The sequence below is a fragment of the Streptomyces sp. NPDC079141 genome, assembly GCF_040686775.1.
Lineage (GTDB): Bacteria > Actinomycetota > Actinomycetes > Streptomycetales > Streptomycetaceae > Streptomyces.
In genome coordinates, this window is the sequence record NZ_JBFBLP010000016.1 from 190,848 (window position 1) to 205,154 (window position 14,307).

Here is a 14,307-nt window from a genome sequence, read left to right on the forward strand (position 1 = left end):
CAGTTTTGGCAGGTCAGAGCCATAGCGCTAGATCGATCAGCCACGCCGCACCGCACAGAAGAAGCCACTTGCCACGACGGAAACCTGTCCGTAAGGTCACCTCGGCGCATTCACAGAGCCAAAAACGAGGGAGCCGGATCTCATGCAGATGATTGACATCAGCCAGGGCTGGTACGAGGGAATGCCGTCCTATGACGCACCCTGGTACCCGGAATTCGGAATCCGCCGGGCCATGACTCCGGAGACCGACCCGGCAAGCGGCGGCCGCACCTTCTCGGATCTCCAGATCTTCCCGCACAACGGCACCCACGTGGAATCCGGCTACCACTTCTTCGAGGACCGCGAGAAGATCGACGAGGTCCCGCTGGAGACCTTCGTCGGCCGCACCTGCATCGCGGACCTCTCCTACAAGGGCGACCTCGACCCGGTCACCGGCGAGGACCTGGAGAAGGCCCTGCGCGACATCTGGCAGCCGGGCGACCGCCTGCTGGTCCGCACCGACCACCCCAAGCGCTACCTGGGCCGGCCCGACTACTGGGACAACCCCCCGTACCTCACCCTGTCCTCCGCGGACTGGATGGTGGACAACGGCGCCGCCCTCGTCGGCATGGACTGCATCACCGAGCGCCCCACCGACCGCAGCGGCCAGGTGCACCGCCGGCTGCTGGAGTCCGGCATCCCGATCCTGGAGAACATCCAGAACCTCGACCGGATCACCAACCCCGTCGTGCAGCTGATGGCCCTGCCGATCAAGATCTCCGACGTGGAGGCGGCCCCCGCCCGCGCCGTCGTCTTCGACGGATGGCAGTTCTGACCAACCGTCACCACGGCTACACAGGCAGGGAGTTGTCATGACGGGGGACAGCACGGCCGTCGCGCTGACCAGAACCGCGTCCGATACGGCCACCGCGGTCGACCGGGCGGTCGAGGAGGCCCTCGACCTGCTCGGCGATCCGCTGCGGGACGTGGGCAGGGGCGACCGGGTCGTCATCAAGCCCAATATGTTCCAGCGCAAGCCGGGCTTCAGAACCAGCCCCGACCTGCTGCTCGCCGTGGCGAAGCGGGCCTCGACGCGCGGCGCCGAGGTCTTCGTGGCCGAACGCACCCAGGTGCTCAAGGAGATCCTCGACGGCAGCCCCCTGCACCGCTACGCGCAGGTGGTGAGCTTCGACGACCGGCCGCTGCGCGTGGTGCAGATCCCGGGCGCCACCTCGCTGCGGGTGCCGGTGGCGATGCCCGACCTCGTCACCGACTGCGACTTCTTCATCGGGGCGCCCCAACTGCGCACCCATTCCAGCGTCGTTCTCACCAACGCGATGAAGAACCTGGTCGGGCTCTTCCCCGGATTCACCACCCGGATCGTCCACATGGCCGGCGTGGAGGAGTCGATCGTCGACCTCAACCTGCTCCGCCCGCAGCACCTCGTGGTCTGCGACGCCGTCACCGTCATCGAGGGCAACTACCCGATGGCGGGCCGCACCCGCCCGGTGGGCCTGGTCGCGGCCTCCCGCAACGCCGTCGCCCTGGACGTCACCATGGCCGCGGTCGCCGGGGTGCGGACCTGGGAGCTCGCGTATCTGCGCGACGCCCACCGCCGGGGCCTCGGACCCGCCGACCTGAGGGAGATCGAGGTCCGCGGCGCCGCCGTCGAGGAGGTCGCCTTCACCCTCGACCGGGCGCCCGTCGACCTCACCCCGCCCCGGGACGGCATCCATGTCCACGCCGACACGGCGTGCGAGGACTGCCGCCGCTGGCTGGCCGCGGCCCTGCATCTGCTCCGCGACGAACTGCTGGCCCACAAGGGCGAGTTGACGATCGTGTCCGGCCCCATGGAACGACTGCCCGAACTGCGCGGCGCGGTGGTCCTGGTGGGCAACGCCATGTACGAGCACCGCGAGGCCGGTGTCTATCTGGAGGGCTGCCCGCCGCGGGCGATCCAGACGGCCGGCATCCGCTACGCGATGGGCCACCCCGTCACCGACCAGGAGCGCACCCAGTTCCGGGTCCCGTCGACCGACGGGCCGGAGGCCGAGGGTCTGCCCTGGCCGGCACCCGAGGAGTTGATCTAGATGCTGCCGTCCGTACCCGTGCTCCGGGACGGCCAGGAGCGGACCTCACGCGACACCCGCGTCCTGCACGACGTGCACGGCGAGCCCCTCGCCGAGATCCACGAGGCCCCCGCCCTGGTGACGAGAACGACGGTCCGTGCCATGCGCCGTGCCGCGACCGTCCCCCAGGACGACCGGCTGGCGGCCCTCGCCGAGGCCGGCCGACTGTTCGCCAAGGGCACACCGGGCGGCCAGTCGCCCGAGGAGTACTGCCACATGCAGGCACTCGCCTCCGGCGTCCCGGTCTCCGTGGCCCGAGCCACCCTCAACCGCGTCGCCGACGACTGCGCACGACTCGGCGAGATCATCGCCCGACAGACCCCGGCCGGAGCCACCACCGAAGACTCCACGCCGCTCGGCTGGACCGTAGCCCGGCACATCCCGGCTGGAGCCGCCACCGACCACGCATCGCCCGGCTGGACCGTCGCCCGGCACACCCCAGCCGGAGCCGCCACCAACAACGCGCTGCCCGGCGAAGCCTCCACCCGGCGGGCCCCGGGCGGGGCGGCCACCGAAGACTCCGGGCCGCTCGGCAGAAACGTCGCCCGGCACATCCCGACGGGTGCCACCACCGACGACTATGCGCCGCTCGGCTGGACCGTCGCCCGGCAGACCCCGACGGGTGCCGCCATCGACGACTCCGCACTGCCCGGCGAAACCGCCACCCACCAGCCCCCGGCCGCCCCCGCCCGTACCGCCCGCTGGGTGCGCCGCGGCCGTGTCTTCGGGGTGGTCGCGCCGAGCAATCACCCCGCGACGCACGGCGCCTGGCTTCAGGCCGTGGCGATGGGCTATCGGGTCGCGGTGCGCCCGGGTGCCCGGGACCCGTTCACCCCGCTGCGTCTGGTCCGCTCCCTGCTCGAAGCGGGCCTTGCCCCGGACTCGATCGCCCTGCTGCCCGGCAGCCACGCCGCGGCCGACGCGCTCGTCGACGCGGCCGACCTGGCCCTGGTCTACGGCGGCGAGGACACCGTCGCCCGGATGCGCGGCAACGACCGGGTGCTGGTGCGCGGCCCGGGACGCAGCAAGGTCCTCGTCGACCGGCCGCTGGACGATGCCACGCTCGACCACCTGGTCACCGAGATCGCCTCGGACGGCGGGGTGCGCTGCACCAACACCACCGCCGTGCTCACCAGCGGCGACCCGCGTGAGCTGGCCGAGGCCCTCGCGGAGCGGCTCGCCCGGCTGCCGGTGCACCCGGTCACCGACGAGCGGGCGGTCCTGCCGGTACGGCCGCTGCGGGAGGCGGAGGGTCTGCGGGCGCTGCTCGCCAACTCCCTCGACGGCGCACTGGATGTGACGGCACGTCACTATTCCGACGGCCCCCTCGGCGTACTCGGCGAGGGCGAGGGCGCCGCCGCGCTGCGGCCCGCGGTGCTGTGCGCGGACCGCTCCGACCACCCGGGGCTGCGCCTGGAACTGCCGTTCCCCTGTGTGTGGGTGGCGCCCTGGCGACGCGCGGAGGGCATCGGGCCGCTGGACGACTCGCTGGCCCTGACCCTGCTCACCGAGGACTCCGCGCTCGTCGAGGAGGCCCTGGACTCCCCCGGCGTGCGCACCGTGCTGCACGGCCGGGTTCCCGGCTGGTGGAGGGACCCCTTCCTGCCGCACGACGGATACCTGGGGCAGTTCCTCCAGGAGGCACGCGGCTACGCCGCTCCCTGAGGCCGGCGTCTCCGCACGGCCGTTGTTGACCATTCCCGAGGTGATTGAGACATGTCTGCTGCCTGCCCCGACCTCCCCATCGTCGTCCTGCCCGAGAACCAGCGGGTGCGGGCCCTCACCCGTCCCGCCGCCCCGGTCGAGTCCGCCCTGGCGGAGACGGTCGAGGCGCTGCTGAACCTGCGCGCCGAGCTGCTCAACCCGGCCGGGGCGCGGGGCTCCCTGAAGGACGCGGCCGACGCCGCGGTGAAGCGGACCGACCGGCTGGCGGCCGTGGCCCGCCTGGCCCCGATGGACACCGCGTCGATGGTCCCGATCGTGCCCAACCACACCTACTTCGGCGTCCGTACGGCCCCCGTCGACGACGCCCGGCTGGTCTCCGAGGTGACGACGGTCCTCGCGCGGGCCCTCGCCGACCTGGTCGAGGCCCGGCTGGACCTCAACGACCAGGCGGCGGAGGTCCTTTCGATGGTCCAGGTGCTGCGCGGCCTGGCTCCGGCCGACGCCCCGGCCGACGCCCCGCAAACCACCCAGGAGGCCGGCGCCGAGCCGCCCGCCCCGTCCGCCGTCGGCCGCGACGAGCTGACCCGGTGGGTCATCACCCACCACTTCTACTTCGTGCTCAACCTCGCCGCCGCGGACGCCGTCTCCCGTGCGACGGCGGCGCTGAAGGAGCAGGACCGGGAGGCGGCCCGGACCGCGCTCGACGAGGCCACGGTGTACGTCCGCGGATTCACCGCGGCCATGATGCACTCCGGTGACATGTCGGCGCCGGCCTACGACGCGATGGTCCGCCCGACCATGCATCCGCCGGCCGTGCCGGTGGCCCTGACCGGCCGTACGCAGCCGGAGCACAAGGCCTACCGCAAGGCGATGCGCACCCTGGTCAAGGTCTCCGCCGAGTCCTTCGCCGAGCTGGCCGCGGCCGACCCGGAGCTGGCCCTGGCCCGCGACGCCCTGCTGGAGGCCGATCTCCAGGACATCGAGCGGCACATCGCGGTGACGGCGGCGCTGGTCGGCGACGACCGTTCCCTCGTGCAGGGGGAGGCGTCCGAGAGCGCGATCGCCGTTCTGCGCACGATGCGGCACGCCCGGGCCGAGTCGTACCGGCCGCTGATGCGGTTCGGCGACCCGGTCACGCTGGTCACCGCCTGACCCGGACGGCCCCGTCCCGTCAGACATCTGCGCGACACCGGCCCCGGCGCGGGCCGGTGTCGCCTACCTGGGAGGTTCCTTTATGGCTGCGCGCATCGCCCTGCTGGGCGGCCGGCCCAACGTGCTGAGGTCCGCCGCGGACCTGGGCTGCGAAGTGGTCCTGGTGCACACACCGGGGAGGTACGACACCGAAGCCGCCGCCCAGTACTGCGTGGAGGTGGTGGAGGCGACCCTGGGCGACGAGGAGGCGGCGGTCGCCGCGGGCCGCGCGCTGTTCGCCCGGCAGCCGGTGGCCCGCTTCTTCTCGCCCAGTGAGCTGGGCCTGGTCCCGGCCGCCCGGCTGAACGAGGAGTTCGGCCTCGGCGGGAACTCGGTGGACACCGTACGCCTGCTGAAGGACAAGTCCGCGATGCGCCGCCGGCTGGCCGAGCTCGGCCTGTCCCCGGTGCGCTTCCGCGTGGTGCACGGCGCGGGTGAACTGGCCGCGTTCCTCACGGAGTTGGGCGGCCCCGCGATGGTGAAGCCGCTGGACCACGGCGGCAGCATGCACGTCTACAAGGCCGGCACCCCGGCCGACGCGGCCGGCATCTGGGCGAAGGCCGAGACGGCGGGCCGTACCCGCATGCTGGCCGAGGAGTTCCTGGCCGGCCACGAGGTCAGCGTGGAGGCGTTCACCGACGCCGGTGTGCACTCGGTGATCGCGGTGACCGACAAGCTGCTGGGCGCCGGCGGTTTCATCGAGGCCGGTCACTCCGTGCCGTCCCGGATCGACGAGGCCACCCGGCAGGAGATCGTCGAGCTGACGACCCGGCTGCTGGACGCGGTCGGCCTCGTGGAGGGGCCCTCGCACACCGAGATCATGATCACCGCCGACGGGCTGCGGATCATCGAGTCCCACAACCGCGCGGGCGGCGACAGCATCCCCGAACTGGTCCGGCTGGCCTACGGCGTGGACCTGGTGCGCGCCGCGGTCGCGGTGCCGCTCGGCATCGAGCCGTGGCAGCCCGGCACCGGACGTCCCACCGCCGGGTCGGCGATCCGGTTCCTGTCCGCCGAGCCGGGTGTGGTGACCGGCGTCGAGGTGCCCGAGGACCTGCCCGAGGGCGTCACCCTCAGCCTGTCCGCCCGCCCCGGCCTGGTCGTACCGCCGCTGACCTGGTCCGTCGACCGGGTCTGCGGCCATGTGATCGCGGTCGGCGCGGACGCGGCGGACGCCGCCGAGCGCTGCGAGAAGGCCGCGGCCGCCGTCCGGATCACCACCCGCCCCGCGGGTGAGGCAGGAGCATGACCATGAGCAACGGCACGGTCGTCATCGTCGACGCGTTCGCCAGCGCCCGCTGCCTGGCCCCGCTGTTCCGGGCCCGTGGCTACGACTGCGTTCACGTCCAGAGCACCCCGGAGATCCCGGCGGCGTACGAACCGAGCTTCCGGCCGGGGGACTTCGTCGCCAACCTCGTGCACGACGGGGACGTGGCCGGGACCGTCGCCGCCATCGCCGCCCACTCCCCCGTCGGCCTGCTGGCCGGCATCGAGCGGGCGGTCGTCCTCGCGGACGAGCTGGGCGAGAAGCTGGGCCTGCCCACGAACGGCACCGCGCTCAGCGCCGCCCGCCGCGACAAGTTCCTGATGATCGAGACGGTCCGCGAGGCCGGGGTGCCCGGCACCGAGCAGCTCCTGGCCTCCGACGCCGACACCCTGCTGAGCTGGTACGAGCGTTTCGGCGGCGGCCGTGTGGTGCTGAAGCCGGTGAGCAGCGCGGGCAGCGACGGCGTCCACTTCTGCGACGGCCCCGACGAGGTCCGCAAGGCGTTCGAGGCGCTCATCGGCACCAGGAGCGCGCTGGGCCAGGACAATCACGCGGTGCTGGCCCAGGAGTACCTGGTGGGCGGCGAGTACATCGTCAACACCGTGAGCCGGGACGGCCGTCACCATGTCACCGACATCTGGAAGATGCACCACCTCGGCGCCAACGGGGTCAAGGACCTGCCGGCCGGCGCGGAGCTGATGTCCCGGCACGGCGAGGAGCAGGACCAGCTGGCCGAGCACACCTTCCAGGTGCTCGACGCCCTGGGCGTCCGCAACGGCCCCGCCCACTCGGAGCTCAAGCTCACGCCGCAGGGCCCGCGACTGGTCGAGACGGGCGCCCGGGTGTGCGGGGCGGACGTGCATGTGCCCACCGGTGCCGCCCTCGGCGAGAGCCAGCTCGACTGGGCGGTGGACGCCGTGGTCGACCCCGGGCGGTTCCTGGAGCGCTGCGACACCGCCTACGAGGTCCAGCGGCACGCGCGGATCGTCAACATGGTCTCGCCGGGCACCGGAACGCTCGTGTCGTATCCGCGGATGGCGGAACTGCAGGAGCTGGAGAGCTTCCACGACGTGCTGTACCGGGTGCGCCCGGGGGCGCCGGTGCACCGCTCGGTCGACGACTGGACGTTCCCGCTGCGGGTGTACCTGCTGCACCCGACGGCGGCCACGGTCGCGCGCGACGCGCTGACCACGCGGTACATGGACGGCGAGGGCTTCTACGAGATCGCCTGACCGATCGCGTGGAAGAGAAGGGGCCGGGCACTCAGCCCGGCCCCTTTCCGTCGTACCGCCCGTCACTCCTCGTGCAGGACCGCCCCCGCGTGCGCGCCGCCCGCGGTGTTCACCACGACCTCACCGGAGTCCACGGTGGTCGCCCGGGCGAAGGCGCCGCCGTAGCCGTTGGCCACGGTGAACACGCCCCACAGGGCCGTCCACGGCCGCAGTTCGCCCCGCTCGTCGGGGAACAGCTCCAGCGTCGGCCGGATCCTGCGCTGGACGATGTACGGCCCGTCGAGCGCGGCGGTGATCTGCTCGCGCCATTCCTCCGCGCTCAGCCCGGGCGCCCAGCCGAGCACCACGCCGTTGCCGCCGGACATCAGGGTCGGCTTGAGCGCGAGGTCCTGCTGGTTGGCCAGCGCGTACTCGACCAGGTCCACGCGCTCGCCGCCCTCCAGCGTGACCTCGCCCGGGCGGACCATACGGGTCCAGGGCAGGATGCGGTCGAGGCTGTCGAGTTCCTCGGCGCTGAACAGATGACGGTTGCGCTCGTCGGAGAGCATCGCGAGCGCGCCCTTGCTGGCGTACGCGGAGCAGTCCATCGGCGTGAAGATCTTCACCTCGCCCCGCTCGGCGGCGTCGAGGACCGGGTCCATCAGGGCCGGGGCCTCGGGCGACTCCAGCAGATCGGCGATGAGGAAGGTGCGGAAGACGATGTCCACGGGACGCTCGCCGAGCCACACCCGGCCGTCGCGGGCCTCCAGCTGGCCGAGGTGGCAGGGGTGGGCCTCCAGCCCGAGCTCGCCCCAGCGTCCGCACAGCAGCTCCATGTACGGGATCATGGTGTCGTAGCTGCTGGGCCAGTCGGTGAGGGCGACCACGGGGCGGTCCTCCAGCGTGAAGCCGCTCTCCACCACGATGTTGTTCACCTGCTCGCGCAGGGTGTCGACATAGCCGAGTCCGCGCTCGCCGGCGTAGTCGGCCAGCACCGGGTGTTCCAGCAGGGCCCGGCACATGTCGGCGTTGTCCATGCCGCCGACGGCGCTGCCGATGTTGAGTTCGAGCAGCTTGAAGCCGCTGTCGTCCACGTACAGATCGGCGCGGGTCTGCCGGGTCAGGGACGGGCCGCGGCCGCGCATGATGGCGGAGACCTGGACCTCGGCCATGCCCACCGCCCGTGCGAACGCGGCGAGATCGCCGCCGAAGAGCCGCTCGGGAAGGCTGCCCAGCGCCGCCAGCAGGTTCTCCAGGTCGGCGTGGAGCCGGGTCCGCTCGTCCCTGCCGAGAAAGAGCGGCCGGGACAGGTACTTGCCCTTGTAGAACGTGTTGAGGAACTCGGACTCCGGCTGCCCGCCCACCAACTCGTCGGCCTTGGCGCCGCTTTCGGCAACCCTGGCCAGATACTCCGTCGTCAGAGAGACGCGATCCATCAACGGACCCTTCCTTGCTGCGGTCGACACACTCCGACGCAGCCTTGCGAACACCGCGGTGCGGGGCGAGTGTTCTGCAGGTTCCTGCCGCTCCGGGCGCTCGGCGGCACGGTTCCGGCCGCCCGGTGTCATGATCGTCGGCCATGACTTCCGACAGCGGCGCCGTGCGGCGGACCCTGAAACTCCTGGTGCTCGTCAACACCGTCGGCAACGGGATGTACATGACCGCGGGGGTGCTGTACTTCACCCGCGTGGTGGGGCTCTCGGCCGCCGAGGTCGGCGCGGGGCTCAGTGTCGCGGGGCTGGTGGCGCTGCTGGCCGGGGTGCCGGTCGGGCATCTGGCGGACCGCCGGGGCCCGCGCGGCGTCTATGCCGCGACGCTCGTCACTAGCGGCCTGGGCATGGCCTCGTTCCTGCTGGTGGGCGGGTTCTGGCAGTTCCTGGCCGTGGCCTGTCTGTGCGGGCTGGCGCAGAACGCGGGCGCGGCGGCCCGGGGGCCGATCGTCCGGGCGTACGGCGGTGAGCAACCGCAGCGGTTCCGGGCGCGGTTGCGGGTGGTGACCAACATCGGCATCTCGGTGGGCGCGGTCCTGGCGGGCGCCGTCGTGCAGGCCGACACCCGGACCGCGTATGTGCTGCTGATCGCGGGCAACGCGCTGTCGTTCCTGGCCTCCGCCGCGCTGACGGCGGCGATACCGGCGCTCGCCCCGGCGGATCCGGGCCCTGCCGCCCCGAGTTGGACGGCGGCGCTGCGGGACGGCCCGTTCGTCCTGGTGACCGTGCTGGACGGGCTGATGAGCATTCAGTTCCGGGTGGTCACCGTGCTCTTCCCGCTGTGGGCGGTGACGCACACGTCCGCGCCCGGCTGGATCGTCGGTGCCGGGATGCTCGCCAACACCGTGCTGGTGGTGGTCTGTCAGGTCCGGGCGGGCCGTGGCGTGGACAGCCCGCCGGCCGCGAGTGCCGCGATGCGGCGGGCGGGTCTTGCGTTCCTGCTGGCCTGCGGTGTCTTCGCGGCCGCCGAGGACCGGCCGGGCTGGGCGGCCGCGCTGCTCCTGCTGACCGGCATGGCCGTCCACACCCTGGGCGAACTCTGGCACTCCGCCGCCGGTTTCGAGCTGCCCTACGCCCTCGCGCCGGAGCACGCCACGGGCCAGTACCAGGGCCTGTGGTCCATGGGCATGGGCCTGGGCGGCGCGTTCGCCCCCGCCCTGCTGACCACCCTGTGCCTGTCCTGGGGCCGGCCCGGCTGGGCGGTACTGGGCACCCTGTTCCTGGTCACCGGCCTGCTCTCGCCGGCGGCGACCCGGCGGGCGGTACGCACCAAGGCGACGTGACCGGCGCCCCATAGGGGCGCGGGGAACTGCGCGACCAGCCACAACGCAGCCGCGCCCAAAAACCGGCCCAACGCGGCACCCCCTACAACAGCACCCCCGGGTTGAGCACCCCCGCAGGATCCAGCGCCGCCTTCACCGACCGCATCACCGCGATCTCGGCCGCACTCCGACTCAGGTGCAGATAACGGGCCTTGGCCCGCCCCACCCCGTGCTCGGCGCTGATGCTGCCGCCGACGGCCGCGACCCGCTCCAGCACCTGCCCGGTGACCGCCGCCGCGTCGGCCGCCGCCACGTCGAGCAGGTTGACGTGCAGATTGCCCTCGGCCAAGTGCCCGAAGAGATACGGCCGGGCCCGTCCGGCCAGCAGTGCGGGCAGGTCGGCGACGAACGCGGGGAGTTCGGCGAGCGGCACGGTGACGTCGAGCTTGACCGGGACGCCCGCGGCGTTGATCGACTCGGTGTGCCGTTCCCGGTAGGCGGCCAGCCGCCGACGGTCGGCGTCCTGGAGCGCGACGGCCGTCTCCAGCGGGCCCGGCTTGTCGAGTATGTCGAACAGTTCCTCGGCCGGGTCGCGCCGCCCGGCGCACTCGACGAGCAGATAGACGGGGTACTCGGTGCGGAACGGGGCGGGCAGCCCGCTCTTGTCCAGCACCAGCGCCAGGCCGTCGGCCATGAAGAACTCGGCCAGTTCGAGGGAGTCCAGCGCGCGCAGCCGCGACACCAGCTCCAGGGCGTCCTCCGTCGAGTCCAGCGCCACCAGGGCGGTGACCCGCTCCGGCAGCCGGGGCACCAGCCGCAGCCGCGCCCGGGTCACCACGGCCAGGGTGCCCTCGCTGCCGGCCAGCAGCTGGTTGAGGTCGTAGCCGGTGTTGTCCTTGGGCAGCGCGGCCAGCCGGTCCAGCACCGTGCCGTCGGCCAGCACCGCCTCAAGACCCACCACGTTGGCCCGGGTGGTGCCGTGGCGCACGACGCGCTCTCCGCCCGCGTTGGTGGCGATCATGCCGCCCAGGGTGGCCGAGTCCCGGGCGGCCAGGTCCACGCCGAACTCCAGTCCGTGGGCGGCGACTTCGCGGTGCAGGCCGGACAGGACGACGCCCGCGCCCACGGTCACCTGGCGCACCGCGGTGTCGACCGGGCCGATCCCGTCGAGCCGTTGCAGCGACAGCACGACCTGGGTGCCGTCCGGGGTGGGCACCGAGCCGCCGACCAGCCCCGTGTTGCCGCCCTGGGGCACGACCGGCACCGCCGCCCGGTGACACAGCCGCAGCACCTCGGCCACCTGGGCGGTGTCGGCGGGCCGGACCACGAGCCGGGCCCGGCCGGCGTAACGGCCGGTGAAATCGGTCTCGTACGAGGCGCACAGGGCGGGGTCGCTCAGCACATGGGCGGCTCCGACCACGGCGGCGAGCTGCTGGGCGAGACGATCGGTTTCCACGGTGTCCGGCCACTCCTCATCGGTTGCGCGGGGTGAGCCCCCGGTCATGGGGCGAACCCCTGGGCATCGGGTGAACGCGCAGGGCAGGAACGCCTTTTGGGCCGCCCCCGTCCGCAAACCCCCCGATCCTACGGATGCGCCGCGCCGAGCAGGGACTCGGCGACCGAGGTCCGGGCGTAGAGCACGAACCGCCCGGCCCGGTGGGCGCTGACCAGCCCGGCGTCCCGCATCGCCGTCAGCTGCTGGGACACCGCGGCCGGGGACAGGCCGGTCCGGGCGGCCAGTTCGGCGGTGGAGGCGGGCGCCTGCAGCTCGGCCAGCAGCAGCGTGCGCGAACGCCCCAGTACGGCGGCCAGGGCGTCGCTCCTGAGGACGGGGCGGGACTCCCACAGGGCGCCCACCCCGCGGGCCGGGTAGGCGAGTTGGGGCGGTTCGGGCTGGCGCACCCGGCTCAGCAGACCGGGCCAGGCGAAGGCCGAGGGGATCAGCAGCAGCCCGGAGCCGGCCGCCTGCCGGGTCAGCCCGCGCCGGCGTCTGAGCAGCCGCAGCGCGTTGTCGTTCCAGCTCACCGACTCGTGCAGGTCGTTGAAGAGATGGCCCGCGCCGTGCTCGGCGACCTGCCGGGCCCGGTGGAAGACATCGGCGTCGAGCACCGACCGGATGCGCGCCCAGTAGGGTGCCAGGGCCAGCTCCCAGTAGGCCTCGATCTCCTCGGCGACCTTGCCGATACGGGCGCCCGGATCGGCGTACAGGGTCCGCAACCGGGGCCCGCGCGCGCCCAGATGGCCCGAGAGGTGGTCCAGGTCGTGCCGTATCCGGTCCTCGGGCACGGCCGCGATGGCGGCGAGTTCCTCGGCGATCGCCGGTGCCGGGCGGTCGGGGGCGGGGTTGAGGAAGTCGGGCAGATAGCCGGCCGGCGGGATCAGCTCGGCCAGCCACCCCTGGTCGAGCCCGGCGGCGGCGACGCGCGGCCGCACCTGCTCCGTCCAGCCGCGGTGCACCGGGTGCGCGGCGCCGGAGGCCAGCAGCCGGAAGCTGGTCACGACCTCCCACATCGGGGAGACGGCGAACCGCATCTGCGCCAGGTCGCTCGCCGAGAACGCCAGCTCCGCCAGCGCCACCACCCCCATGGATTCACCTATGTCCGAATCAATGGCCGCCAGCCTATCGAGCCGCGATGATCCCCGGCATGCTCTCCACCTTCAGCGGCCTGCCCCGAACCGCCTGGATCGTCTTCGCCGGCACGATCGTGAACCGGCTCGGCTTCATGGTGACCCCGTTCCTGGTCTACTACCTGGGCTCGCGCGGCGTGAGCACCGACCAGGTGCCCTACGTCCTGGGGGCCCTGGGCGCGGGCAACCTGGTCGGCCCGATCCTGGGCGGCTTCCTCGCGGACCGCCGCGGACGCCGGCCGACCATGGTGGCCGGTCTGATCGGCGTGGCCGCCTCGCACGGTCTGCTGTACGCGGCGCCGAACGTTTTCTTCCTCGCACTCGCTGCCGTCCTGCTCAGCATCACCGGCAGCATGGTCAGCCCGGCCGCGTCCGCGCTGGTCGCCGAGTCCGTCGGCCCCGAGCGCCGCCGGGCCGCGTTCTCGCTGGTCCACTGGGCGGTGAACATCGGCACGGCGGGCGCCGGCATGCTCGGCGGCTTCCTGGCCACCAAGGGCTACTGGCTGCTGTTCCTGGTGGACGCCTCCGGCTCGCTCGCCTACGCCGTGATCGCGGCCACCATGCTGCCCCTGGGCGCCAAGTCGAAGGCCACCGCCGCCGACGGCGGCATCGGCTACGGCGTCGTCTTCCGCGATCCGCTGATGCGGCTGCTCCTGCCGCTGTTCGGCACCTCCATCGCGATCTACTCGCTCACCGAGGCCGGTCTGCCGCTCGCCATCCGCGACGACGGCCTGTCCCCGACCGTCCTCGGCCTGATGGCCACCGTCAACGCCGTACTGGTCGTGCTGCTCCAGCCGATCGCGACCTCGGTCCTCTCCGGCCTGCCGCAGCTACGCGTGTACATCGCGGCCAGCATCCTCATCGCACTCGGCGTGGCCCTGACCGGCGTCGCCGACACCCCCTGGGCCTACGCCGGCACGGTCGTCCTGTGGTCCCTCGGCGAAACCTCGATCGGCGGCATCCACTCCTCGATCATCCAGAGCATCGCCCCCGAGCACGCCCGCGGCCGCTACCAGGGCGCCTTCCAGTGGTCCTGGGGAATCGCCCGCTTCTCCGCCCTGACCATCGGCACCGCCGTCTACGCCCACGCCGGCCCCGCGGTCCTGTGGTGGTTCAGCGCGATAGCAGGAGTGACCGCGGCCCTCACCGTGGGCGCCCTGTCCCCCGCAATCGCCAAGCGCACGGCCACCCCGGACCCGACCCCCGACCACCAGAACGAACCCGTCGCAAGCTGACGCCCGCACCCGGACCGACTTCGACGGCACCGCCGGACCCACCGCCAGGCGTGACCGCCACCCCCGAAGTCGACACCCCGACCCCCGCAATCACCGGACGCACACCCACCCTCGATCCGGCCCCCGACCACCAGGACGAATCCATGGCGGGCTGACAGCCTCGCCCGGCAGGGTTCGGCGGCACCACCGTCCACACCCACCCCGGACCCGCCGCCCGGCGTGACCGCTCCCCTCAGAGTCAATGCCCCGG

The 14,307-nt window shown here is 72.9% G+C and carries 11 protein-coding genes; 8 read left to right on the top strand and 3 right to left on the bottom strand.

Annotation, left to right across the window (positions count from 1 at the left end):
* Positions 1-142 precede the first annotated feature (142 nt).
* The 6 genes from AB0Q90_RS33430 to AB0Q90_RS33455 all read left to right on the top strand — a co-directional run bounded on the left by AB0Q90_RS33430 (position 143) and on the right by AB0Q90_RS33455 (position 7,463).
* On the top strand, positions 143-814 hold the full coding sequence (locus tag AB0Q90_RS33430) for a cyclase family protein (RefSeq protein ID WP_363165308.1): 672 nt from the start codon (positions 143-145) through the stop codon (positions 812-814).
* Between the two features lie 37 nt (positions 815-851).
* On the top strand, positions 852-2,069 hold the full coding sequence (locus AB0Q90_RS33435) for a DUF362 domain-containing protein (RefSeq protein WP_363165309.1): 1,218 nt from the start codon (positions 852-854) through the stop codon (positions 2,067-2,069).
* On the top strand, positions 2,070-3,773 hold the full coding sequence (locus tag AB0Q90_RS33440; protein ID WP_363165310.1) for an aldehyde dehydrogenase family protein: 1,704 nt from the start codon (positions 2,070-2,072) through the stop codon (positions 3,771-3,773).
* Positions 3,774-3,824: 51 nt separating this feature from the next.
* The gene (locus tag AB0Q90_RS33445) at positions 3,825-4,925 is read left to right on the top strand and encodes a hypothetical protein (RefSeq protein ID WP_363165311.1); all 1,101 of its coding nucleotides are present in this window, start codon (positions 3,825-3,827) and stop codon (positions 4,923-4,925) included.
* An 82-nt stretch (positions 4,926-5,007) separates the two neighbouring features.
* Positions 5,008-6,213, top strand: a complete 1,206-nt coding sequence (locus AB0Q90_RS33450) for an ATP-grasp domain-containing protein (RefSeq protein ID WP_363165312.1) — start codon at positions 5,008-5,010, stop codon at positions 6,211-6,213.
* A gap of 2 nt (positions 6,214-6,215) precedes the next feature.
* Positions 6,216-7,463 (top strand): ATP-grasp domain-containing protein, encoded by a 1,248-nt coding sequence (locus AB0Q90_RS33455; RefSeq protein WP_363165314.1) that lies wholly within the window; start codon positions 6,216-6,218, stop codon positions 7,461-7,463.
* 62 nt (positions 7,464-7,525) lie between these two features.
* On the opposite strand, the gene AB0Q90_RS33460 is transcribed toward AB0Q90_RS33455, so the two are convergent.
* A complete protein-coding gene (locus AB0Q90_RS33460) occupies positions 7,526-8,878 on the bottom strand; it encodes a hypothetical protein (RefSeq protein ID WP_363165315.1) in 1,353 nt (450 codons plus the stop codon).
* Between the two features lie 143 nt (positions 8,879-9,021).
* On the opposite strand from AB0Q90_RS33460, the gene AB0Q90_RS33465 reads away from it, so the two are divergent.
* Positions 9,022-10,215, top strand: coding sequence for an MFS transporter (locus AB0Q90_RS33465; RefSeq protein ID WP_363165316.1), 1,194 nt, complete (start codon positions 9,022-9,024; stop codon positions 10,213-10,215).
* 82 nt (positions 10,216-10,297) lie between these two features.
* Here the strand turns inward: AB0Q90_RS33465 and AB0Q90_RS33470 are convergent, their stop codons facing one another.
* Both AB0Q90_RS33470 and AB0Q90_RS33475 read right to left on the bottom strand, forming a co-directional pair.
* Positions 10,298-11,650, bottom strand: a complete 1,353-nt coding sequence (locus tag AB0Q90_RS33470) for an FAD-binding oxidoreductase (protein ID WP_363165317.1) — start codon at positions 11,648-11,650, stop codon at positions 10,298-10,300.
* Between the two features lie 128 nt (positions 11,651-11,778).
* Positions 11,779-12,780, bottom strand: coding sequence for a DUF5937 family protein (locus tag AB0Q90_RS33475; RefSeq protein WP_363165318.1), 1,002 nt, complete (start codon positions 12,778-12,780; stop codon positions 11,779-11,781).
* A 59-nt stretch (positions 12,781-12,839) separates the two neighbouring features.
* Between AB0Q90_RS33475 and AB0Q90_RS33480 the strand changes: the two genes are divergently transcribed.
* Positions 12,840-14,057 (top strand): MFS transporter, encoded by a 1,218-nt coding sequence (locus AB0Q90_RS33480; RefSeq protein WP_363165319.1) that lies wholly within the window; start codon positions 12,840-12,842, stop codon positions 14,055-14,057.
* Positions 14,058-14,307 lie beyond the last annotated feature (250 nt).

Coding starts and splice junctions, on each gene's coding strand:
- AB0Q90_RS33430 (WP_363165308.1), top strand. CDS start 143: ATGCAGATGATTGACATCAGCCAGGGCTGGTACGAGGGAATGCCGTCC.
- AB0Q90_RS33435 (WP_363165309.1), top strand. CDS start 852: ATGACGGGGGACAGCACGGCCGTCGCGCTGACCAGAACCGCGTCCGAT.
- AB0Q90_RS33440 (WP_363165310.1), top strand. CDS start 2,070: ATGCTGCCGTCCGTACCCGTGCTCCGGGACGGCCAGGAGCGGACCTCA.
- AB0Q90_RS33445 (WP_363165311.1), top strand. CDS start 3,825: ATGTCTGCTGCCTGCCCCGACCTCCCCATCGTCGTCCTGCCCGAGAAC.
- AB0Q90_RS33450 (WP_363165312.1), top strand. CDS start 5,008: ATGGCTGCGCGCATCGCCCTGCTGGGCGGCCGGCCCAACGTGCTGAGG.
- AB0Q90_RS33455 (WP_363165314.1), top strand. CDS start 6,216: ATGAGCAACGGCACGGTCGTCATCGTCGACGCGTTCGCCAGCGCCCGC.
- AB0Q90_RS33460 (WP_363165315.1), bottom strand. CDS start 8,878: ATGGATCGCGTCTCTCTGACGACGGAGTATCTGGCCAGGGTTGCCGAA.
- AB0Q90_RS33465 (WP_363165316.1), top strand. CDS start 9,022: ATGACTTCCGACAGCGGCGCCGTGCGGCGGACCCTGAAACTCCTGGTG.
- AB0Q90_RS33475 (WP_363165318.1), bottom strand. CDS start 12,780: ATGGGGGTGGTGGCGCTGGCGGAGCTGGCGTTCTCGGCGAGCGACCTG.
- AB0Q90_RS33480 (WP_363165319.1), top strand. CDS start 12,840: ATGCTCTCCACCTTCAGCGGCCTGCCCCGAACCGCCTGGATCGTCTTC.